The sequence below is a fragment of the Mesorhizobium sp. L2C084A000 genome (assembly GCF_000502875.1).
Lineage (GTDB): Bacteria > Pseudomonadota > Alphaproteobacteria > Rhizobiales > Rhizobiaceae > Mesorhizobium.
Map to the genome: position 1 here is coordinate 975,609 of NZ_AYWX01000001.1, position 20,967 is coordinate 996,575.

Annotated in this window: 22 protein-coding genes and 1 pseudogene; 2 read left to right on the top strand and 21 right to left on the bottom strand. The window is 60.6% G+C overall.

Going from position 1 to position 20,967, the window contains the following annotated elements:
• Window positions 1-200 precede the first annotated feature (200 nt).
• From ubiM to X735_RS161275, 14 genes and pseudogenes are all read right to left on the bottom strand, one after another.
• Window positions 201-1,382, bottom strand: coding sequence for a 5-demethoxyubiquinol-8 5-hydroxylase UbiM (gene ubiM / locus X735_RS161320; RefSeq protein ID WP_023809307.1), 1,182 nt, complete (start codon window positions 1,380-1,382; stop codon window positions 201-203).
• A gap of 417 nt (window positions 1,383-1,799) precedes the next feature.
• Window positions 1,800-1,941: pseudogene (ccoS, locus tag X735_RS1000000167120) on the bottom strand (cbb3-type cytochrome oxidase assembly protein CcoS).
• 144 nt (window positions 1,942-2,085) lie between these two features.
• Window positions 2,086-2,244, bottom strand: a complete 159-nt coding sequence (locus tag X735_RS1000000169600; protein ID WP_245273072.1) for a BON domain-containing protein — start codon at window positions 2,242-2,244, stop codon at window positions 2,086-2,088.
• A gap of 69 nt (window positions 2,245-2,313) precedes the next feature.
• The gene (locus X735_RS1000000169605; protein ID WP_348625571.1) at window positions 2,314-2,481 is read right to left on the bottom strand and encodes a CBS domain-containing protein; all 168 of its coding nucleotides are present in this window, start codon (window positions 2,479-2,481) and stop codon (window positions 2,314-2,316) included.
• Window positions 2,481-2,684, bottom strand: a complete 204-nt coding sequence (locus X735_RS1000000169610) for a CBS domain-containing protein (protein WP_245273066.1) — start codon at window positions 2,682-2,684, stop codon at window positions 2,481-2,483. The genes X735_RS1000000169605 and X735_RS1000000169610 overlap by 1 nt, the downstream gene beginning before the upstream one ends.
• Before the next feature lie 138 nt (window positions 2,685-2,822).
• Window positions 2,823-2,993 (bottom strand): cbb3-type cytochrome oxidase assembly protein CcoS, encoded by a 171-nt coding sequence (ccoS, locus tag X735_RS161315; RefSeq protein WP_023762793.1) that lies wholly within the window; start codon window positions 2,991-2,993, stop codon window positions 2,823-2,825.
• Window positions 2,990-5,278, bottom strand: a complete 2,289-nt coding sequence (locus X735_RS161310; protein ID WP_023809310.1) for a heavy metal translocating P-type ATPase — start codon at window positions 5,276-5,278, stop codon at window positions 2,990-2,992. The genes ccoS (X735_RS161315) and X735_RS161310 overlap by 4 nt, the downstream gene beginning before the upstream one ends.
• Window positions 5,275-5,772 (bottom strand): FixH family protein, encoded by a 498-nt coding sequence (locus X735_RS161305; protein WP_023809311.1) that lies wholly within the window; start codon window positions 5,770-5,772, stop codon window positions 5,275-5,277. The genes X735_RS161310 and X735_RS161305 overlap by 4 nt, the downstream gene beginning before the upstream one ends.
• Window positions 5,769-7,328, bottom strand: coding sequence for a cytochrome c oxidase accessory protein CcoG (gene ccoG / locus X735_RS161300; protein ID WP_023809312.1), 1,560 nt, complete (start codon window positions 7,326-7,328; stop codon window positions 5,769-5,771). The genes X735_RS161305 and ccoG overlap by 4 nt, the downstream gene beginning before the upstream one ends.
• 129 nt (window positions 7,329-7,457) lie before the next feature.
• Window positions 7,458-8,321 (bottom strand): cytochrome-c oxidase, cbb3-type subunit III, encoded by an 864-nt coding sequence (gene ccoP / locus X735_RS161295; RefSeq protein ID WP_023809313.1) that lies wholly within the window; start codon window positions 8,319-8,321, stop codon window positions 7,458-7,460.
• 2 nt (window positions 8,322-8,323) lie between these two features.
• Complete coding sequence (locus X735_RS161290; RefSeq protein WP_023735812.1) at window positions 8,324-8,473, bottom strand: CcoQ/FixQ family Cbb3-type cytochrome c oxidase assembly chaperone; 150 nt, start codon at window positions 8,471-8,473, stop codon at window positions 8,324-8,326.
• 11 nt (window positions 8,474-8,484) lie between these two features.
• A complete protein-coding gene (ccoO, locus tag X735_RS161285; RefSeq protein WP_023735813.1) occupies window positions 8,485-9,216 on the bottom strand; it encodes a cytochrome-c oxidase, cbb3-type subunit II in 732 nt (243 codons plus the stop codon).
• Window positions 9,217-9,227: 11 nt separating this feature from the next.
• Window positions 9,228-10,838: a cytochrome-c oxidase, cbb3-type subunit I gene (gene ccoN, locus X735_RS161280; RefSeq protein ID WP_023809314.1), complete on the bottom strand. Its 1,611-nt coding sequence runs from the start codon at window positions 10,836-10,838 to the stop codon at window positions 9,228-9,230.
• 543 nt (window positions 10,839-11,381) lie between these two features.
• Window positions 11,382-12,128, bottom strand: coding sequence for a Crp/Fnr family transcriptional regulator (locus X735_RS161275; protein WP_023766606.1), 747 nt, complete (start codon window positions 12,126-12,128; stop codon window positions 11,382-11,384).
• Between the two features lie 154 nt (window positions 12,129-12,282).
• On the opposite strand from X735_RS161275, the gene hemN reads away from it, so the two are divergent.
• Window positions 12,283-13,632 (top strand): oxygen-independent coproporphyrinogen III oxidase, encoded by a 1,350-nt coding sequence (hemN, locus tag X735_RS161270; RefSeq protein WP_023766605.1) that lies wholly within the window; start codon window positions 12,283-12,285, stop codon window positions 13,630-13,632.
• 335 nt (window positions 13,633-13,967) lie between these two features.
• On the opposite strand, the gene queE is transcribed toward hemN, so the two are convergent.
• From queE to queC, 3 genes are read right to left on the bottom strand one after another with little or no spacing between them, the layout of a single operon-like run.
• A complete protein-coding gene (queE, locus tag X735_RS161265; protein ID WP_023809315.1) occupies window positions 13,968-14,702 on the bottom strand; it encodes a 7-carboxy-7-deazaguanine synthase QueE in 735 nt (244 codons plus the stop codon).
• Entirely contained in the window at window positions 14,699-15,055 is a 357-nt protein-coding gene (gene queD / locus X735_RS161260) for a 6-carboxytetrahydropterin synthase QueD (RefSeq protein ID WP_023673552.1), read from the bottom strand. Before queD ends, queE begins: the two co-directional genes overlap by 4 nt.
• The gene (queC, locus tag X735_RS161255) at window positions 15,055-15,753 is read right to left on the bottom strand and encodes a 7-cyano-7-deazaguanine synthase QueC (RefSeq protein WP_023809316.1); all 699 of its coding nucleotides are present in this window, start codon (window positions 15,751-15,753) and stop codon (window positions 15,055-15,057) included. Before queC ends, queD begins: the two co-directional genes overlap by 1 nt.
• Before the next feature lie 621 nt (window positions 15,754-16,374).
• Between queC and X735_RS161245 the strand changes: the two genes are divergently transcribed.
• Entirely contained in the window at window positions 16,375-16,698 is a 324-nt protein-coding gene (locus X735_RS161245) for a hypothetical protein (protein ID WP_023809318.1), read from the top strand.
• Between the two features lie 921 nt (window positions 16,699-17,619).
• Here X735_RS161245 and X735_RS161240 read toward each other — a convergent pair.
• The 4 genes from X735_RS161240 to X735_RS1000000169620 all read right to left on the bottom strand — a co-directional run bounded on the left by X735_RS161240 (window position 17,620) and on the right by X735_RS1000000169620 (window position 20,813).
• Entirely contained in the window at window positions 17,620-17,874 is a 255-nt protein-coding gene (locus X735_RS161240) for a helix-turn-helix domain-containing protein (protein WP_023735822.1), read from the bottom strand.
• A gap of 520 nt (window positions 17,875-18,394) precedes the next feature.
• A complete protein-coding gene (glmS, locus tag X735_RS161235) occupies window positions 18,395-20,215 on the bottom strand; it encodes a glutamine--fructose-6-phosphate transaminase (isomerizing) (protein WP_023809320.1) in 1,821 nt (606 codons plus the stop codon).
• A 282-nt stretch (window positions 20,216-20,497) separates the two neighbouring features.
• Complete coding sequence (locus X735_RS1000000169615) at window positions 20,498-20,653, bottom strand: hypothetical protein (protein ID WP_023809321.1); 156 nt, start codon at window positions 20,651-20,653, stop codon at window positions 20,498-20,500.
• Window positions 20,637-20,813: a class I SAM-dependent methyltransferase gene (locus tag X735_RS1000000169620; RefSeq protein ID WP_023762808.1), complete on the bottom strand. Its 177-nt coding sequence runs from the start codon at window positions 20,811-20,813 to the stop codon at window positions 20,637-20,639. The genes X735_RS1000000169615 and X735_RS1000000169620 overlap by 17 nt, the downstream gene beginning before the upstream one ends.
• Between the last annotated feature and the right edge of the window lie 154 nt (window positions 20,814-20,967).

Consider the following 20,967-nt stretch of genomic DNA (forward strand, 5'->3'; position numbering starts at 1 on the left):
TGCGCTCACCATGCTGCGGGTCACACCTTTGGCTTAGCATTGCCGAATCATCAAGGCTTCGCCCGCGCGCGTGCCTTGATCCGAATCATGCCATGATCGGCAACGTCACCAGGAAGCAGCCGTGCCCGCGACGACGCGCGCCAGCAAGACAAGGAAGCCTCGCCGAGACAGCGTTCCAGAGCGGCAGCGCTCTGTGCGATTCACCGCCTGAGCATGGCCGAAATGCCATGGCGGACAAAGGGAAGATGTTGGGCAAAGCGGAGCCCAGCATGTCTTGCAAGCCGTGCCGCCGAGTGCTCGCTTGAGTAGAGACCGACAAGCATGTTGGTGGCATGATAGAGCGGCCCCGCCGACAGCCGCAGCCGGCTTTCGTATCTGCCGAGCATGTCGGGATCGGCAATGTCGCGGCGGGCGCGACATGCTGTCAGTATTTTATGAGCGAGTTGCTTCTGGCCGCTGAGGCCGATGTTGAAGCCATGCGCGGTCACCGGGTGCATGCCGATGGCAGCGTCTCCGATCAGTGCCGCACTCGGAGCCGAGAACTTGTGCGCCCAGGTCGTGACCAGCGGATAGGCATGGCGGGTGCTTGCCAGGGTCATCTGCCCGAGGCGTCCTCGACACCTGTTCATCAATTCCATGCGGAACAATTCGTCATCGAGAGCAGACAGTCTGTCGGCCTCGCTTGAGCGCAAAGTCAGAAGCAGCGACGACACGCCTTCCATGAGCGGCAACATCGCTATGGTCTGATGGTAGTCGAACCATTCGACCGCGATCTGGTGATGGACGCGCTCGTGCCTCACTCGGCAAATCAGCATGGAGTGGCCAAGCGGATGGATGGTGGCGCCAATGCCGAGCAGGTCGCGCATCGCGGACAAACGCGAATCCGCTGCTACGAGCAGCCGAGCGGCCAATTGCCTGCCATCAGAAAGCGTTATGACCGCCTCGTCTTCGCTATTTGTTGCATTGACGACCGAGTTGCCGCACAGCAGCCGGGCATGATCCTGGAAGTGGACAATTTTGAACAGGGCATCGCGGATCCGACAATTTGGGACCAGAAATCCGAGTGGTTCCCCAGATCCGCTGGGAGCATCGAAGCTCAGGGCGAAAGGGCTGGATCCGTTGAGCACGCGCGCGCCATGAAGCGGTGATTTGTCCGATGCGGGGATGGCATCCCAGGCGCCGAGCTCGCGAAGGATTCTCACTGATGCGTGGGTCAGCGCGATCTCGCGACCGTCGAAAGCCGGATTCGCCAGGCTGTCGAGCGACTGCCGTTCAACCACTGCCACCTTGAGTCGGCTCCAGGCGAGCGATGCTGCGAAGGCAAGTCCGACCGGACCAGCTCCGACGACAATGATGTCGAATGTGTCGACATAGCCGGCCATCAGCGTGCCGCCATAGCGGCTATCTTCGACACGAAGCGCTCTTGAAGCATCGCAATCACCCACGGTTTGCCGCTCATCTCCCCAACTCGATAGACATGCGTTCTCCGTTGGAAGCCTGGTCAATGAAACCATGCCGATGAAGAGATAACGCTGATCTGGATCAACCAGGCTCGACAAACCCGTCAGCGGCGGGTTCACGGTCGAGTGGTCGATTGCCGTGAAAACGTCTCCATGTCTGGGCATTCTGAATGGTCGGCTTCCCAATCGCGTGCCCCTCTTGGCCAAAGGTTCGGCAACGTATTGTGGCTGATCCGTTCTTCGCACCGCGCCGATATCGTCATGACGCGGGCAATCGCCAGCAAAGATTCGGTCGACTGACGACCAGCATCCGCACAGTCGTTGGCGCCGCCAACCGGTTCAGCCTCGCGGCTCTTCCCGATCGATAAGGACCCGCTCGGCGGAGCCGTCGAGATCTTCGTATTGGCCGCTCTTCAATATCCACAGGAAGCCCCGGTCCAAGCCCCACCAAAACAGGCAGCGGCCATCGCATTTCCGTCAGGACGGGCGTCTTGCTGCCGACAGCGTGCTCTCCGACCATAACGCGCTAGACGCCGAAGGAACTCGCCGACGGCCTCATGTCCAAATGATGTGGGAAGGGAGCAAACCAAAGGGACTCTGCTTGGCGTCCCCGCTTTTTTCGCAGCTATGAAACCATCACTGAGAACGGATCCGTACTGAGGAGGAGGCGGTCCTTGACTTGCCCGACGCCGGCAACCTTCTCAGCCGCAACGATCGCTGCCTTCCGCTGACGCTCGTCGACAATCGCCCCCTTCAGTTCGACAAGGCCGTCGCTGACCCTCACATCGATCAAGTCCCACCGCTCCAGGTTTGTGGCTGCAGTTCGGCAAGGATAGCCTTGCGGATCAGTTCGTCATCGGGTGGCGTGGTTCCCTGTTTCGGCATGGCGGATCAGGACAAGCAGCAAATCAGTTCGCGTGATGATGCCGACGACCCTTTCCCGATCGACAATCGGGACATTGTTGATGCGGTGTTGCATCATGAGGTCGACAGGAGGCGCCGAGATGAGGTGTGTGGTCATCACCTGATGGATGATCCGTCCATTCGAGCGCACACATAGTCATTGGCGGTTGTGCCCGGGGCAAGATCAAGCTCCAGCCATCGCGGACGCACACGCTGGGTTCCGAGTTCCTCTCGGCGCAAGAAGTCGCTTTTGCTTACAATGCCAACCAAGGTGCCGTCGCTGGTCGTTACCGGCAGGCAGCTGACTTTGCTTGAAAGCATGACCGCTTAGGCGATCGTCGCGTTCGCATGCGTCGTGATGACTGGCTTTGTCATTAAGGATTCGGCTTGCATCCTCACCCTCCTGATCTTTCGTCGGACGACGATAGGACATCCCGACCCGCGGCGCGTTGATCTGAGTCACTTGGAACGAGTGGCATTCTCCGCGCCGTCGTCGCTGTCGATGAGAATGCGCTCCGCCGCGCCATCGAGATCCTCGTACTGGCCGCTTCTCAACGCCCAAAGGAAGCCGGACAGGCCGAGTGCGCCAAGGAATAGCGCTACGGGGATGAGGTAGACGAGCGTCGTCATGACGATTGAGCCATGGCGCCGGCGCGCGCGGGCCTGTCTTGCCGCGCAATTGCGGACGACGCACCCGTTGCGAAGCCTTGCAGACGCATGGCATTTCCAACCACGAGCAATGACGAGGCTGACATGGCAATCGCGGCGATAAGAGGCGTGACATGCCCCAGTATCGCGATCGGCACGGCGATGGCGTTGTAGACGATCGCGATCACGATGTTCTGGCGAATCAGGCTTCCCGCCTTGCGCGAAACATCCAGCGCGAGAGGCACTGCCAGAAGGCTTTCGCGCAGGAATACGAAATCGGCCGCGTTGCGGCCAATGTCGGCGGCGGTGGCAGGAGCGATCGAGACATGCGCAGCGCTCAGCGCAGGCGTATCGTTGAGACCGTCGCCAACCATCAGAACCCTGTGTCCGTCTTTCGCCGCCGTCTCAATGCGTTCGACCTTGCCGGACGGCAGCAGGCACGGAATAAAATTGTCGACACCCAGCATTTTTGCAACTTCGCCGCAGGCGCCCGCGGTATCGCCCGACAGCATTTCCACGCACATACCAGCGTTGTGCAGTTGATCGATGGCCGCCCTGGCGTCGGCGCGCAGCGCGTCCTCAAAATCGAAGGTCGCGACAATGAACCCGTCTTTTGTCAACACCGTTCCGCCATAGCCATGTTTGCCTTCGCCGCCGGTCCGGGCCTTCCATCCAGCCCATCCGCGCCGGCCCAGCCGCCAGGTGCTACCGGTCGCTGTGGCTTCGATCCCGAAACCCGGGTGCTCGGTGACGGCATCGAATTTGTGCTGCCCGCCAAGGCGGGCAAAACCGGCTATGGCCTTTGAAAACGGGTGACGCGAGTGCGCAGCCATGTCTCCCGCGATTGCCAGCATGGCCGGATCAATCGAGTCCGCATTGACCAGCCGGGGCTGGCCGAGGGTGAGCGTTCCGGTCTTGTCGAACACCGCTTTATCAATCGTCGCCAGGCGCTCCATGGCCGAACCGTCCTTGACCATGATGCCGTTCTCGAACAGGCGCCGCGCCGCGACCACCTGGACGATCGGTACGGCGAGGCCGAGCGCGCACGGGCATGTGATGATCAGAACGGCAATGGCGATGGTTATCGCCCGGTGCCAGTCGCCGGTCGCCGCCATCCAGCCAAGGAAGGTCGCGAAGGCGGTCAGATGAACCACCGGAGCATAGAGCGCCGAAACGCGGTCGGCGATCCGGCGATAATGCGCGCGGCCGCCCTCTGCGGACTCCATCAGCCGAACCATTTCCGCCAGGAACGAATCCTTCGCGGCGGCGGTCGCCTCGATCGTCAGCGGGCCGGTTAGGTTGAGGACACCGGCCTGCACGGCTTCACCTGCCGCTACGTTTCGAGGCGTGCTCTCGCCGGAAACCAACGAGCAGTCCAGATCCGAGGCCCCTTGAATGATCTTGCCGTCGACGGGGATTCTCTCGCCGGCAGCGATCAACAGCAGCATGCCGGGTTCGATCTCGCCAACCGGCAGATAGTCGCGTGCACCATCGCCGCGCAGCACCATGGCGCCACGTGCGGCCAACTGGGACAGGCCTTTCACGGCGGTCCGGGCACGTTCGCGCATGACATGATCCAACGTGCGGCCGATCAACAGGAAGAACAGCAGCGACACCGATGCATCGAAATAGGCGTGGTCGCCATGGGTGATCGTCTCATAGAGGCTCATGGCGTAGGCGAGGGACACCCCGACCGCGATCGGCACATCCATGTTCATGCGGCCGTGACGCAGCGCATTCCAGGCCGAACGGAAGAAGATGCCGCCGGCGAAGGCGAGTGCAGGGATGGCGATAAGCGCCGAGACCCAGTGGAACAGGTCGCGGGTAGCGCCTTCAGCACCGGACCAGACTGAGACCGAAAGCAGCATGATGTTGCCCGCCGCAAAGCCAGCGACAGCAACGGCGCGGATCAGCTCGGAGAGTGTCTTGTCCTTGTTGTCGACCTCGGGGTCGAACAGATGCGCCTCGTAGCCCAGCCGTCCCAGCGCGGCGACGAGTGGTGGTACTTGGTTCCCACGCCAGCGGACCGCGACCCGCTTCGTCGACAGGTTGACACGAGCGCTCTCCACTTGATCGAGCTTTCCCAGTGCTGTCTCGATCGCCTGGATGCAGGCCGCGCAATGAACCGTGGGGACCGAAAGATCGGTCTGGCGAAGATCATCGCCAAGCGAGCGGCTCGCCAGCCTGATCTCCTGGCTGGACGGCAGAACCGATCCGGCGTTGACCAGATCAAGCGCCATTTCGGCGCCCGGTGCACAACAACTCATTGCAGCGCTCCATTGGAAATCATGATCCTGCGGACGTCGCGATACGGTTTATCCAGGCCGGCATCGGCGTCGACTTCGACGATCCAGACACCATCCTTCGGCATGTGCTGGGCGGCGAATTCCTGACCCGAGGCGAGGGCGAGCTTGATGGACTCATCCTCTTTTTCGTAAGCGGGATGGCGGAACAGCACCTTGACGCCATGCAAGGGGACCGGCTTGCCGGCGGCGTCGGTAAGGCTGTAGCGGACTTCGCCCCCTGCGATGGTCAGCTTGCCGGTCCAGCCGAGGGCTGCCTGCGCGCGCCCTTCCTCGGCCTTCCTGTTGAACTGCTGGCTCGCCACATAGGTGTTTTCGACGACCAGGCCGGTCCAGCTCGTGTTGGCAAGCGTCGCCATGGTCAGATTGACCGCGATGACCACACCGAAAAAGGCCAGGATGATGGCCAACATGTGCCTGCCGGTGAATTCGCGGGTTTTTTGTGTTCTGGCGCTCATCTGGCAGTCTCCGGCGCGTTGAAGGTGGCGGTGTACTCGTTCGACTCGAAGCTGGCTCTGTCCTCGACGCGGAACTTGAAGGTCTGTGCCGGAGCGCGGATCTGGTCCGCCGGCTGGCGAACGAAGACCCTCAGCATTTTCAGGCGGTCGGGTTCGACCGGAATGGCGAAGGAACGGCCTGCGGGGATGTCGTCGCCGACGACGACCATGTCAGCGCCTTCAAGGCCCTGCATGGTTACGACGATCGTCCTCGGCTCGGGGATCATGTTGAGCAGCTTGACGGTGTAGCCGTTGCGGATCGAGCCGTCGGAGAGCGTCACGAATTGTGGATTGCGGTCGTGCAGGACATTGATTTCGAGCCGGTCGCGCGTCAGCAGCGAGTAGAGGAGGCCCAGGCCGATCAGCGACCACATAGCGATGTAGACATAGGTGCGTGGCCGAAAGATCTTGCGGATGTGGAAATGCGCCACTCTGTCCGAAAACAGGCCGTCATCCGTCCTGACCAGCGACGGGTTGACTGAACTGGAGCCGCCCGCGGTCGCCAGCATCATGTTGGCGTCGTAATCGGAGAGCGTCGCGTAGGAAATCAGCCCACGCTCCCTGCCGAGCTTGTCCATGACGCCGTCGCAGGCATCGATGCAAAGCGCGCAGGTGATGCATTCGAGCTGCTGGCCGTCGCGAATGTCGATCCCCATCGGGCAGACCGCGACACAGGCATTGCAGTCGACGCAGTCGCCGACGGACTGCCCTGCAGCTTGCACCTTCTTCGCATGACGCGAACGCGGTTCGCCGCGCCAGTCATTGTAGGTGACGGTGAGCGAACTTTCGTCGAGCATCGCTGCCTGGATGCGCGGCCATGGGCACATATAGGTGCAGACCTGCTCGCGCATCAACCCGCCGAACGTGTAGGTCGTTGCCGTCAGCACGGCGACGGTGATGTAGGCGACGGGGGCTGCCGTGCCGGTGAAGAGTTCGCCAAGCAGGCTGGGCGCGTCACCGAAATAAAAGATCCACGCGCCGCCCGTCAGCGCGCCTATGATCAGCCAGATGGCGTGTTTCGATACCCGCAGCACAAGCTTGCGGGGAGTCCAGAGACCGGCATCAAGCTTGATACGAGCGTTGCGGTCACCCTCGATGGCTCGCTCGACGACCAGGAACAGATCGACCCATACGGTCTGCGGGCATGTGTAGCCACACCAGGCACGGCCGACAGTCGAGGTGATCAGGAAAAGACCGACGCCGGCCATGACCAGAAGGCCGGCGACATAGTAGAATTCCTGCGGCCATATCTCGATGAAGAAGAAATAGAAACGCCGGTTGGCGACATCGAGCAGCACGGCCTGGTTCGGGCTAAACGAGCCCCGATCCCAGCGCAGCCACGGCGTCAGATAGTAGATGCCGAGCGTGACCGCCATCACCAGCCATTTGAACTGGCGAAAGCTGCCCGAGGCCCGCTTCGGGAAGATCTTCTTGCGCGCAGCGTACATTGGCTGACGCACCTTGGCGGAGTTGACCGGCGTGGGTTCGATCCTTTCTATTTGCGTGTTATCAAGCACGAGAAGCTCCAGTCATCAGCGACGATTTCGCCGGAAACCGACTCATCGGTTCTGGATGATGCCGAGGCCCGGCTTGCGCCGGGCCTCGTCGCTTGGCGGGAGGGGGAGGACGAGAATAGGCTTCTGCTCCTATTCTCCGCCGCCAAGCGAATGGATGTAGACCGCCAGTTCCTTGACCTTGGTCTCGCCGAGGCGCGCGCCCCAGGCCGGCATCACGCCCTGTTTCGGCGCGGTGACCTGGGCGGCGATGGCCGCTTCGCCTGACCCGTAGAGCCAGATGGCGTCGGTCAGATCTGGAGCGCCGAGTTCCTTGTTGCCTTTTGCATTGTCGCCGTGACAGGCCACGCAATTTTCGGCGAAGACCTTGGCGCCGGGCGCGACCAACGATTGATCGCCGACAGTGCCGGACAGGCTGGCAACGTAGGTGCTGACCTGTTTGATCTGATCGGCGGTGATGATGTCGCCAAAGGCCGGCATTTCCGACAGGCGCGTAGCCGGGTCGGAGGCGAAGCGGATGCCATGAGCGATCGTCTGCTGGATCTGGTCCACCTCGCCGCCCCACAGCCAGTCGTCGTCATTTAGGTTCGGAAAGCCCTTGGACCCTTGGGCGCCAGAACCGTGGCACTGCACGCAATTGACCTTGAACGCGGCGGCGCCGGCAGCGACGGCGAATTCGCGCAGCGTGTCATCCGCAGCAATCTCCGAAACACTTTTCGACTCTATTGCGGCGACATATTTGCCCTTTGCCGCTTCGGCCGCGGACAACTCGTTCTTGACTTCGTTGCGGCTGGAATAGCCAAGTACGCCCTTTGTCGCGGAGTGCAACAGCGGCCATGCCGGGTAGGCAATTGTGTAACCGATCGCCCAGACTATGGTCATGTAGAAGGTGATGACCCACCAGCGCGGGAGCGGGTTGTTGAGCTCGCGAATGCCGTCCCACTCATGACCGGTCGTCGAGATGCCGGAAACCTCGTCAATGTGATCGCTGCTCATGATCAGTCCTCCTTCAGAGGAATTTGAGCTGCTTCGCCGGCTTGCCTGCGGCTGCCGGGGCGAAGTGCAAAGGCAACGGATCCGATGAAGAAAAGAGCGATGGCAAGCAGGCCCCAGCTGTCAGCAAACTCCCGCATGAAATTGTACGTCATCGCCATTGTCCTCAGCGGTAGCCGGCGGTCTCATCGTAGTTCTTGAAATCGACAAGCGTGCCGAGCATCTGGAGATAGGAAACCAGGGCGTCCATTTCGGTGACTTGCTGCGGATCACCGTCGAAATCGCCGATCCTGGCCTTGGGGTAGCGGGCCTCGAGGCCGGACGTGTCGGCATTGGGATCAGCCTGCGCCATCAAATCAGCATTGGCGTTAGCGACCATGTCGTCGGAGTAGGGAACGCCGACGCGCCTGTTGGCAACCAGATGCGTCGAGAAATCCTTCACCGCGATCGGCGTATCCTTCAGAAAGCCATAGCTCGGCATGATGGATTCCGGCACCACGGAACGAGGGTCCGTGAGGTGCTCGACATGCCAAAGATTTGAGTAGCGATCGCCAACCCGAGCGAGGTCCGGTCCGGTGCGCTTCGATCCCCACTGGAAGGGATGATCATACATCGACTCGGCCGCCAGGCTGTAATGCCCATAGCGCTCGACCTCGTCACGGAACGGGCGGATCATCTGGCTATGGCAGAGATAGCATCCCTCACGCACATAGATGTTGCGCCCGACGAGTTCGAGCGGCGAGTAGGGCCGCATGCCTTCGACCTTCTCGATCGTGTTGTCGAGATAGAAGAGCGGCGCGATCTCGACGATGCCGCCGATTGTCACGACCAGCAGCGACCCGAGGAGAAGAAGTGTAGCGTTCTTCTCGATGACCGCGTGTCTGTTCATCAACCTCATTTTCTGTCTCATCATCGCGCAAGCTGGAGGGCGGGAACGGAGCCGGGCATCGGATCCTCCTCGCGCCGGTAGCCAAGGATGGTCATGGCGATGTTCCACGCCATGATCAGGGCGCCGGAAAGGTACATGGCTCCGCCGATGGCGCGCATGATGTAGTAGGGGTGCATGGCGGCCACGGTTTCGGCGAAGGAGTAGACCAGGAAGCCCTGCTCGTCGTATTCGCGCCACATCAGGCCCTGCATGATGCCGGACACCCACATGACCGACGCGTAGACAACGATGCCAAGCGTCGCCAGCCAGAAGTGCCAGGTAACGAGGCGCAGCGAGTAGAGCCGTTCACGGTTCCACAGCTTCGGCACCATGTAATAAAGCGCGCCGAACGAGATCATGCCAACCCAGCCGAGTGCGCCCGAATGGACGTGTCCGATGGTCCAGTCGGTATAGTGCGACAGCGAGTTGACCGTCTTGATCGACATCATCGGGCCCTCGAAGGTGGACATGCCGTAGAAGGCGATGGCCATCACCATCATGCGGATGATCGGATCGGTGCGGAGCTTGTCCCAGGCGCCCGACAGCGTCATCAGGCCATTGATCATGCCGCCCCATGACGGCATCCACAGCATGATCGAGAACACCATGCCGAGCGTCTGCGCCCAATCGGGCAAGGCGGTGTAGTGCAAATGATGGGGTCCAGCCCAGATGTAGAGAAAGATGATTGCCCAGAAATGGACGATCGACAGCCGGTAGGAATAGACCGGCCGGTTCGCCTGCTTGGGCACGAAATAATACATCATGCCGAGAAAGCCGGCGGTCAGAAAGAAGCCCACGGCGTTGTGGCCATACCACCATTGCGTCAGAGCGTCCTGGACCCCGGAGAAAGCCGAATAGCTCTTCGAGCCCAGGAAGGAGGCGGGCATGGAGAGGTTGTTGACCACATGCAGCATCGCGATGGTGACGATGAAGGACAGGTAGAACCAGTTGGCGACGTAGATGTGGGGTTCCTTGCGCTTCAGGATCGTGCCGAGGAACAGGATGAGATAGGCGACCCAGACGATGGTCAGCCAGATGTCCACATACCATTCGGGCTCGGCGTATTCGCGGCTCTCGGTGATGCCGAGCAGGTATCCGGTCGCGGCCATGACGATGAAGAGCTGGTAGCCCCAGAACACGAACCAGCCGAGATCGCCGCCGAACAGCCGGGCGCGGCAGGTGCGTTGCACGACATAGAGAGACGTGCAAAGCAGCGCGTTGCCGCCGAAGGCGAAGACGACTCCCGACGTATGCAGTGGCCGCAAACGGCCAAAGTTGAACCAGGGCTGGATGTTGAGATCGGGATAGGCAAGCTGCAGCGCGATGACCACGCCGACAAGCATGCCGATGACACCCCAGAACATGGTGGCGATGGCGCCATAGCGGATTGGCCCGTCCATGTAAGCGGACGGGTCGATCGGCGCGGCAGGCCTGAACTCAGTGTTGCGCAACAGGATCGCAGTGAAGCCAGCCAAGGCGAAGAATAAGACCCACATATGCTGGCGAAAGGGTTCATTCACCCCAGCGCCAGCGGCCACCAAAGCCGCGAATGCGAACAGGCTTAGAAGCACGATTTCTTTGCCGAATTTCATCGCAAGCCCCGATTTCCAATTCCGGCGGATGCCAAACCGCGGTGCCTTATTGCGCAGCCGTCGCCTGCTCGCCCTGATCCATGTCAGAGCCGCACCATTTTGCTTCGAGCAGCATCGAGTTCGTTGCGATCAGACTGTGTCGAATGTGGAAGTGCAGCACCGGCCGACGGTTTATGGACAGGCCCGGCGTCCCCAGTCGGGGCCCGGGTAGGAGGCGACCGTGGGCGTGTGGGGAAGCGCACCTTGACGCTGGTAAGCAGGCCGATGCCTTACCGAACGTCGATCGTTTCAATGCCTTGGAACAGCCAGCGCCAGCGTTGCGCTGCCTTCGCGACATTTATAGTTTGGACGGCGATTTTCGCCTGCGTATGAGGCATATTGACTTCGGCCAAGTGTGGATGCTTCGCCGACGAGCCCAAACGCAACTGGCGTATACGATCGGAATTAGAACGGGCTGTCGCTACGCGATGTCTTCTGAGCCCAACGCGAGCATGCCCTGCCCCGAATGAAGTAAGTGGCGTGGGCCATGCAGCTTCGTGTCATTCAAACGGCTATTGCGCCTCGGCCGCCGCAGCGCCGTTCCAGCCGGCTCATGCTGTCCACGGTGACGCGGCGGTTGTTCTCGATCCGAATCACGCCGTCCATTCTCAGGCTGGTCAGCTGACGGCTCACGGTCTCGTTAGTGATTCCAAGGAAATCAGAGATGTCGGCACGCGTCATCGGCAGCTCGAAGCACGCCGACCTAGCCGCCGGGTCAACATTGGAGTCGATGTTCCGGGCAATCATGAGGAGAAAGCTCGCCACCTTCTCTGGTGCGGTCTTGCGCCCCAGAGTCACCATCCATTCGCGGGCCTCGTCAAGTTCGTTCAGCGCCTGCTTGAGCAGGCGATGCACAAATTCGGGTGACTGCTTCATCATCCGTTCGATGGCCGCTCTCGGAAACGAGCATAGCGAGACAGCTGTTGCCGCTTCCGCATTGATCGCACTTTTCATCTTGAAGGGCCGTCCCAGAAAATCCGGCGCGAACTGGAGACCGACGATCTGCTGGCGGCCGTCCGAAAGGCTCTTCGTGAGCTTCACCACGCCTGAAAGCACGTTTGAATAACAGTCGACCGCCTCGGCGTCGCCGATCAGTTCGACCCCCGGCTCGATATTGTGCCGCGACGACGTCTTGGCGAGCTGAGCCAAATCGTCTGGCTCGAGCGCGCCACAGACACCGCGGCGCCGTGCCTCGCAAGGCAGGCAAAGAACGGGAATGCCGGAACTGTGAATATCCTGCCGTAATGTCATTCGATCGCTCTACCGGTCCAGTGCGGGCAGGATAGCAATCCACGGTAGAAAAATCCTTGCGGCAGTTTGTCCGTGCTGAAGGTTGATCGAAATCAGGGCTTAGGCTCATCCAAGCATCCACAGTTCGGGCGACGCAAACACGGTGGACCACGACATGCGACAAAAGCTAGCTGCCAGACTTGGCGAGAACGTCCCGCGCTATACCAGTTATCCGACTGCGCCCCATTTCCATGCGGGCGTCGATGCCGTCGTTTACCGAGGCTGGTTGGAGGCGCTCGAAGGTGGTGACGAGATATCGCTTTACCTGCATATTCCCTATTGCGACAGGCTCTGCTGGTTCTGCGCGTGCCATACCAAACAGACCCGCCACTACGAGCCGGTGGCCGCTTATCTGCGCTCGCTGTATGCGGAGATCGCCACGGTTGGCGGCCTTGTTACCGGCAAGGGCCGAGTTCGCGCGGTTCATTTCGGCGGCGGTTCCCCGACGATGCTGGAACCTGAGGATATTGTGGCGCTGGGAAGCGTCCTGCGCAACAGCTTCGCCTTTCTTCCCGGCGCCAAGATCAGCGTTGAAATCGAACCCAATGATATGGACGATGCCCGCCTCGATGCGCTTGCCGAAATCGGCACGACCCGTGCGAGCCTCGGCGTCCAGGACTTCGATCCGAAGGTTCAGAAGGCAATCAACCGCGAGCAGAGCTTTTTGCAGACCAAAGCGGTAGTCGACGGTGTTCGTTCGCGCGGCGTCGAATCGGTCAATCTAGACCTGCTCTACGGCTTGCCGCACCAGACGAGGGAGAGCGTCTCCTCCACCGTCGCGCAGGCGCTGACCTTGGAACCCGACAGGATAGCGCTTTTTGGCTACGCCCATGTGCCGTGGTTCAAGAAACATCAGACCATGATAGACGAGGCATGGCTGCCCGGTCCCGCGGAGAGATTTGCTCAATTGCAACTGGCGGCGCGGGCGATCGTGGACCAGGGGTACGAAGCAATCGGCCTCGACCATTTCGCCAAACCCGGCGATGCCCTGGCCCTTGCCGCCCGCGCCGGAACACTGCACCGGAACTTTCAGGGTTACACCGACGATTGCTGCGAAACCTTGATTGGGCTAGGCCCATCGTCCATCAGCCAGTTTCGGCAGGGCTATGCGCAGAACATGCCTTCGACCAGCGAATATCGATGCACGGTTGATGACGGCGGGCTGGCCGCTGTTCGGGGTATCGCACTTTCCAACGACGACCGCGTTCGCGGCTGGATCATCGAACGTTTGATGTGCGACTTCGCCTTCTCGGCCATCGATCTGGTGGAACGCTTCGGCGAGGCCGGCCAGAGGCTCCTCCTTCAGTCAAGTTCCATGGCCCTCCACGATCCGGTTCGATTGCTTGAACTTGATGGCGACAGATTCGTTGTGCCGGCTGAAAGTCGCCCTTTCGTCCGAAGCATCGCGGCCAGGTTCGACAAATATTTCGAAACTGGAACGGCCAGGCACTCGGCGGCAGTCTGAGCACCGCAGAGGAACGGTCATGGCTCTCACTCGATCGTGAACCGATTGCGATCGTTTTCCACTGTTGACCGGCGACCGTCGGCCGAGACGGTTCGAAGCGGACCAGACGCGTCTTGGCATGGCGACGATCTCGCCCGCTCATGCCCTGCCTGTCAGATCATGGTTGTCGGCGACAGCTCCCTTCAACCTTGCAAGGAGAATGCAAGGTGCCGTGCAAGCGGCTGACAACACTTGGGCCGGTGGCAGAAGTCCGCAAGCACCCCGGCAGCGCGGTCAACGTTGAACCACCCGTTCACCCGAATATGCCGGTGCAGTTCAGGTGGAAAGGGCCTGGCTTAGACGGCTCTCTTGTTACCCCAGAGCATAACGTGCAGCTGCGGTAGCACGCGGGCTTCGAACCATTTGTCGCGGGTCACGCTGTCAACCAGCCACTCTATGCGCTTCAATATTCCGTCAAGGTCGACGGGCGCGTCATCATTTGCCGGGTGTGGCGGCGTGTGATTGCCGGGTTGCAGATAGATCGGAAGTTGCGGAAATTGCGCAGCGGCGTCTTTCGCGTAGGCGTAGTCCCTTTCGTCGAAAACAATGAGCTTGAGCACGATTTGGGGCTTGCCTTGTGCCGCCTGGAGGCACGCCTCGACAGCGGCCCAATCTGTCGTCATTTGGCTTGACGGCGGCTTTGGGCTGAGGATCAGCACGTCAAGGTGCGCAAACCAGTCCCTGGCAAGCGAACCTTGGGTTTCCAGCGCAAAACGGTAACCGTCACCATGGCCTCGGTCGATGAGCGCGCCGAGCGGCTGGATGGCCGGATTGCCGCCTGACAGCGACACCATAAGCGGGCGGCCACCGGAAAGCGCAAGCACATTTGTCCACACCGCGCCGACGGACATCATCTCCCATTCATGGCGGAATTGATTGTCCACAGCATGCAGGCTGTCGCACCAGGAACAGCGAAAGTCACACCCGCCGGTTCTGACGAAGATCGTCGGCAAACCTATGAGCACGCCCTCGCCCTGGATCGTCGGCCCGAAAATCTCGCTAACGCGGATTGCGGGATGCGTATTGGTCATGGCCGGTATTCCGCCCAGGTTTTCGGCGTTTCGCTCACCCGCACGGCCGCGGTTTCGCTCAAGCGTGCCTTGCACCAGTCGTAGAAATGTCTGGCCAGATATTCCGCCGTGACTTGCTCGTGTCCCAGCACGTCGTTGAGATGTCGGTGGTCGAAGCTCTCGTCGATGTAGCGTTTGAATGGCGCCAAATCGTGGTAGTCGCGCACGAAGCCGTGATCGTCCAGTCCATCCGCTGAAAGCTCCACTTCGACGATGTAGTTATGTCCGTGCAGGCGCGCGCATTGGTGATCGGGTGGCAATGAGGTGAGCTGATGCGAGGCTGAGAAGTGGAATTCCTTGGTGATGCGGAACATTACGCGGTGGTCCTTCGCAGCGCTCCGAGCCAGAAGTCGGAGTCCTCGTACTCGGTTGGGTCCGGGTGCCCGGCGATGTGAAACGCCTCACGCCGCTCGACGCAGGTCCCGCACCTCCCGCAATGACGCTCGGCGCCCCTGTAACAGGACCAGGTCTGCGCAAACGGCGTGCCGTATGTGGCTCCATCCCTAACAATGTCCGCCTTCGTCAGGTTCACATAGGGTGCATAAAGGCGAATCTGCGCGTAGCCGTCGAGCGCGTGGTCCTGCATCATCTGGAAAGCATCGATGAAGGCCGGACGGCAATCGGGATAGACAATATGATCCCCACCATGCACGGCCGTCGCCACCGCGTCAGCGTCTTGCGCTGCGGCGAGGCCGAAGGCAATGGCCAACATGATGGCGTTCCGGTTGGGCACCACCGTTACCTTCATCGTATCTTCGGCATAGTGCCCGTCGGGCACGTCCACATTGTCGGTCAGCGCGGAGCCGGAAAGGCCGCCGCCGATCTCGTGGATATCGATGATTCGCTGCGGGACGCCCAGGCGCTCCGCGCAAAGCGTGGCGAAGCCCAATTCTTTCCTATGCCGTTGGCCGTAATCGAACGATAGCAGGCCGGTAAGCTGGTGCTCCGCTGCCACCTTGTGAGCAAGAGTAACGGAATCCAATCCGCCGGAGCAGACGACGAGAGTCTTCATCGTTGGGTCCTTGTTTTAACCGGGTAGGCTGCGACCGGAGATTTCTCTGCGCTCCAGTACTTCAGGAAAACCATTTTGTGAAGTGAACGGAGACCAGTTTCGTGCGCTTGCGTGCGGTGCGCAAAACGCCCTCGCGGTGAGCTGCAAGGACACGGACTGGTGAGACGTCACGCTTCAGCGGAATGCTCAAGCGGCCGCTGCTCGCGGACAAAGTTCTCGACGAGCAGAGCCTGGCGGTTCCGAGCGCCGAGGGACGACACTGCAACGGTTGCAGGGTACAAGGAGCCCGGATGGCTTGCCGCAAAGATGACCGGCAAACCCTGAATAATAACCGGTGATGAGCCGACATCTGTGAACAAGCGGTGTGGTCGATTGCAATCACCCATGTCTTGCGCACAGGTACCTTATGTCAGTGGATGAACTGAACTTGATGGTTTTACAGATGGCAGTCGAAAGCGTCCGCTCGCTCTCGTTGAGCTTCGCTGAAAAAGCCGCCGAGATAGCCACCAGGAGCCGCGGAATCCTGCTTTTCGACGTGCGGATCGACGGTGACGCGCAGGTCCAGCGGGTCGCAGCCATCCGATATCACGGCGGCCAATTCGGCGTGCTGGCGTTNTCTCGTTGAGCTTCGCTGAAAAAGCCGCCGAGATAGCCACCAGGAGCCGCGGCAGCCTGCTTTTCAACGTGCGGATCGACGGTGACGCGCAGGTCCAGCGGGTCGCAGCCATCCGATATCACGGCGGCCAATTCGGCGTGCTGGCGTTGGATGTACACGGCCTAGTTACCCACTATTGCATCGTTAACGGTATGTTCTCACATTACATTGCGTCCTTGGAGAGCTGGCACAGGATGCCCCTGTCGATGCAGGCCAAGATGGATGCCAACGGCAATGCCCGTCTCTTCGTAGCCGCGTTGCGGGATGCCGGACATATGCTGGGCACCTAGCATTGGGCGAGAATGCATCTGTGAATTTTGCATGTGCGTCACTGCGATGGCGCCGGCATGATCGTCATGCTCCAAAACGGCTGCGGCCCCCGCGAAGCGGTCGCCGCGATGATGGTGATCAACGGCGTTGCATCGATGCGAGCGTAGACAGAGGTCTCCTCCTGGCATCGAGCGCATGCAAGGAGCTACGCAAGCGCAACTGCATCAAGTATTTTGAAGGGACGACCTCATGCATGGAGCTTGCGCTGCATACGGGCGGCGCGAGCCGCGTTGCCATCCAGCAGAGAGGGTGCTTGCGGTACTCTCAATGACCCGAGATCGCAAATGGACGTGGGTAAGCACCAGAACTGGCAACATCCATGGTGGTCCGCTGGACTCGCTGGAGGAAGCACAAGGTGTCGGCGGGCAGAGCGCAGCGAGTGCCTACCTCGATCTTTCTAGAAGCGCGCCGGCAGCCTGGGCGGGGGGGCTTGGGGTTAGACTGCCGGCGCACGCCACTCACGAAGAGCGGCCCCTTTTCGTGGTTCGAACACCCATAGTCAACCCGGAAACGTCAGGATGCCCGCCATGTTATTTTCAGAGCGGCGCGATGCCGGCCATGTTGGCCGATTCAGCCTAGGAGTAGCCACTCTCGTAGGCCGAGTTGATGCTCAAGCGCCAGCATCGCCTCGCCGAACCACCAAGAGTTCGCCGTTACAATCCTTCGTCGCGAGCCGATGCCCTCGTGCACGTTTCGTAGCACTCCGGGCGGCTACATCGCCTTGTTGTTCGCGAGCCCATGTGAAGGGTTCCTGCATCGGAAAGTTGACGAGATTCTCTTGGCGGTACTGCGCCAGAGGCATCCCAACGGAATCAGCGTCTACAATCAGCCGCAAGCTTCACATCACAAGAGCGGTAGTCCACCCATTGCGGATCATCCGATCAGGCGGCGTCCGAAATGTGCGACTCTGCCTCAAGGATTCCCACAGGTATGGAAAGCGATCTCGCTATCCGATCCCGATATCCCTTGTTGTACCTCAGACCTCGCTCGATGTTTTGAATTTCCTCAGCGGCAAGCCCGCTCGCGACCGTCAGGTCCTCGATCGAATACCCAAGGTGCTCACGATAAGCGCGGACGATGTGGGTCCCCTGCGACATAGCCGTCAAGACTGGTTCGGGAATGCGCGAATCGTTCATAAACATCTCCAAGAACATGGGAGCTCCCTCGGGAGATACCCCCCCGGCGGCGCAGACCAAGCAAATCAAAAAATGGACGTCCATTCAGCCGGACCGGCCTCATCCATGGAATGGGCCGCCTGAATTAGGAGCTGGGTCGGAATATGGCGGCTCACCTCCTTCTAATCAAGAAAGCCAACGGCGAGAATTATTCGCGAAGGATCGCAGGTCGGATGCGCTACAGCCGATCAGGCCATCTCAGGAGGGGGCCCTGGAACTCTGAACACCAACTCGAACTCCCGGTACGGACACTGCTTCCTTCGGCCAATCTCCACCGGCGGGGGAGCGAAAGACCCACTCTTGAAAGCCCCCGGCTGCGTGCTGACGTCGGCTCTAGGAAGCTCGATCGCCCTGTGCCCCGATCGACCGGCCGAAAAAAGGGATTCCAAATTCCAGCAAACACTGGTCATCTGGTTTTCATCCGGATCCAGCCAAAGGGTAGCTTTCCATCGAGAGCTTCGCCATCTGTACAGGTTCACAATCATTCGACCGTGACCGATTTTGCGAGATTGCGCGGCTGGTCTACATCTGTCCCCATGAAGAGCGCCGTGTGGTAGGCAAGAAGCTGTATCGGCAGCGAGAAGATCATTGGCGCGATAATCTCGTCGACTACCGGCAGCACGAGCGTGTGCATGGTGTCGAGTTTCGATGCGGCTGCCCCATTTTTATCGGTGATGAGTATAATCCGCCCTCCACGGGCAGCCACTTCCTGCATGTTGGAGACGGTCTTGTCGAAAAAGCGGTCATGGGGCGCGATGACGATCACCGGCATGTTCTCGTCTATCAATGCGATTGGCCCGTGCTTCAATTCACCCGCTGCATAGCCTTCGGCATGGATGTAGGAAATCTCCTTGAGCTTCAGCGCTCCTTCCATCGCTAGCGGGAAACTGGTGCCACGGCCGAGATACAGGACGTCACGACACTTTGACAGTTCACGCGACAAGAACTCGATCTCCGGCTGGATGCTGTTGAGTACCTGGCCCATGACGCGCGGCAATTCGGCGAGGCTCCTGACGAGTGCCTGCAGCTCGCCTTCGGGGACGGTCCCGCGGGCTCTGGCGGCGCTGATGGCGAGTGCGGCTAGAACGGCAAGCTGGCAGGTAAAAGCCTTGGTAGAGGCGACGCCGATCTCCGGTCCGGCAAGGATCGGGAAGACCGTATCGGCCTCCCGAGCGATGGTCGATTCGCAGGCATTGACGATAGCGCCAATTTTCAGCCCACGCTCCTTGCAGTACCTCAACGATGCAAGCGTATCGGCGGTTTCGCCGGATTGCGAAATGAAAAGAGCCGCGGACTGCGGCGGCAAAGGGATCTCGCGGTAACGGAATTCAGACGCAACGTCGATTTCAACCGTCAGGCGCGCATAGCGCTCGAACCAGTATTTTCCGATCAGTCCGGCGAGATAGGCGGTCCCGCAGGCAGAGATCGCCAAGCTCGGAACCTTGGCGAAATCGATGCCAGGAACCATGTCGCGACCCTCTATGATTTTGATGTAATGACGAAGAGCATGGGCGATGACCTCGGGCTGCTCGTATATTTCCTTCTCCATGAAGTGGCGATGGCTGCCCTTGTTGGCCAGATCGGCCGCGGCCGTGGAGATATGGCACGGACGCTCGACGGGATGGCCGTCGATATCGAAGATATGGGCGCCCGAATTGCCGACAATGGCCCAGTCGCCGTCCATGAGATAGGTAATTTCATTGGTGAAGGGCGCAAGAGCGATCGCGTCGGAGCCCAGGAACATCTCGCCGTCGCCGTGACCGATCGCCAGCGGTGGTCCGTTGCGCGCCGCCGTGATGGTCGACGGTTCATCTTCGAAGAGGATGGCAAGCGCATAGGCGCCCCTGACGCGTTTCAGCATGGCACGCGTGGCCTCTTGCGGCCTCATGCCCTCGCGGCGGTATCTTGCCAAGAGATGCCCAACGACCTCGGTGTCGGTGTCGGTCTGGAACTCGGCGCCATCCGCCGCCAATTCCTCCTTCAGCTCGGTGAAATTCTCGATGATGCCGTTATGGACGACGGCGACACCGTCGGTAAAGTGCGGGTGCGCATTGCGTTCCGTCGAGGCCCCGTGGGTTGCCCAACGCGTGTGGCCGATGCCGACTTTGCCGCTCAGCGGCTCTTCCTTCAGTCGCCTCTCGAGATTGACGAGCTTGCCCTCGGCGCGCCGGCGGTGCAAGGCACCGTCGATGATCGTCGCAACGCCGGCGGAATCATAGCCGCGATATTCCAAACCCTTCAACGCGCCGATCAACCGATCCGACACCGGCTGTTGCCCAACGATGCCAACAATCCCGCACATGTTCGTCTCCGCATTTTTGCGGGCAGCATCAGCCCACGCGAGACGGATACCCATCCGGCCGCTTTAAGTGGCGGCCTTGTAGTAGTATTCCATGATATTGGTACAATTGATTGTAGTGATCACTACCATCCGCCCCATGGATAGGTCGGCTGCTGTGGGGACCTAAAGTTCTATTCGCGCCTGACGCTCTTATGACAATCGCAGACTCACCCGCGGCAGGATCACGGCCTCAGAAACGGCCAGCAGGCCTTGGACAGTGGACGGACGACCGGCCTGCGAGCCCTAGTCAGGCAGTCCGGCATGTAGAAGCATTGTGCCGCCGACTTCGGCATCGGCGATGGTCTGTCTCGGCGACAGCCTGAGTTCGCTTCGCGGGCCGCGCGGCTCGCCCAGGACCGTCGTCGTCTGCGCGGCGCCGGTGTCAGTTGACGATGGCATAATGCCCGCCGGGGGCGAGCGCCTCGCGCACGGCACGTGCCAGCCGCGGTCGGTCCGGGACGCCATGGAAAGCGTTGGCCATGAAGACGAGGTCGACGGGGCGTGACACCAGAGTAGCGAGTTCATAGGCGTCGCCGGCGACGAATTCGCAATTGGTCACGCCGGCGCCGGTAGCGGCGCTGCGTGGCCTCCAGCTGGTCGGCGTCGATGTCTATGGCGACGACATGGCGGGCGACCGTGGCGATCGGCACAGCCGTCGCCGCAGCAGAGGTCGACCACCTCCATGCCCGGCTTCAGCCCGGTTGCCGCCAGCG

Bases quoted from the DNA above. Each gene is read 5' to 3' on its own strand.
- queE (WP_023809315.1), bottom strand. From the start codon at position 14,702: ATGACCAATACGCATCCCGCAATCCGCGTTAGCGAGATTTTCGGGCCG.
- X735_RS1000000169610 (WP_245273066.1), bottom strand. From the start codon at position 2,684: ATGCTTTCAAGCAAAGTCAGCTGCCTGCCGGTAACGACCAGCGACGGC.
- ccoP (WP_023809313.1), bottom strand. From the start codon at position 8,321: ATGAGCAGCGATCACATTGACGAGGTTTCCGGCATCTCGACGACCGGT.
- ccoS (WP_023762793.1), bottom strand. From the start codon at position 2,993: ATGACGACGCTCGTCTACCTCATCCCCGTAGCGCTATTCCTTGGCGCA.
- X735_RS161290 (WP_023735812.1), bottom strand. From the start codon at position 8,473: ATGACGTACAATTTCATGCGGGAGTTTGCTGACAGCTGGGGCCTGCTT.
- X735_RS1000000169615 (WP_023809321.1), bottom strand. From the start codon at position 20,653: ATGCCATCGTCAACTGACACCGGCGCCGCGCAGACGACGACGGTCCTG.
- ccoN (WP_023809314.1), bottom strand. From the start codon at position 10,838: ATGAAATTCGGCAAAGAAATCGTGCTTCTAAGCCTGTTCGCATTCGCG.
- X735_RS1000000169605 (WP_348625571.1), bottom strand. From the start codon at position 2,481: ATGACCACACACCTCATCTCGGCGCCTCCTGTCGACCTCATGATGCAA.
- ubiM (WP_023809307.1), bottom strand. From the start codon at position 1,382: ATGGCCGGCTATGTCGACACATTCGACATCATTGTCGTCGGAGCTGGT.
- hemN (WP_023766605.1), top strand. From the start codon at position 12,283: ATGCGACAAAAGCTAGCTGCCAGACTTGGCGAGAACGTCCCGCGCTAT.
- glmS (WP_023809320.1), bottom strand. From the start codon at position 20,215: ATGTGCGGGATTGTTGGCATCGTTGGGCAACAGCCGGTGTCGGATCGG.
- ccoO (WP_023735813.1), bottom strand. From the start codon at position 9,216: ATGAGGTTGATGAACAGACACGCGGTCATCGAGAAGAACGCTACACTT.
- X735_RS161240 (WP_023735822.1), bottom strand. From the start codon at position 17,874: ATGAACGATTCGCGCATTCCCGAACCAGTCTTGACGGCTATGTCGCAG.
- X735_RS161305 (WP_023809311.1), bottom strand. From the start codon at position 5,772: ATGAGCGCCAGAACACAAAAAACCCGCGAATTCACCGGCAGGCACATG.
- queD (WP_023673552.1), bottom strand. From the start codon at position 15,055: ATGTTCCGCATCACCAAGGAATTCCACTTCTCAGCCTCGCATCAGCTC.
- X735_RS161275 (WP_023766606.1), bottom strand. From the start codon at position 12,128: ATGACATTACGGCAGGATATTCACAGTTCCGGCATTCCCGTTCTTTGC.
- queC (WP_023809316.1), bottom strand. From the start codon at position 15,753: ATGAAGACTCTCGTCGTCTGCTCCGGCGGATTGGATTCCGTTACTCTT.
- X735_RS161310 (WP_023809310.1), bottom strand. From the start codon at position 5,278: ATGAGTTGTTGTGCACCGGGCGCCGAAATGGCGCTTGATCTGGTCAAC.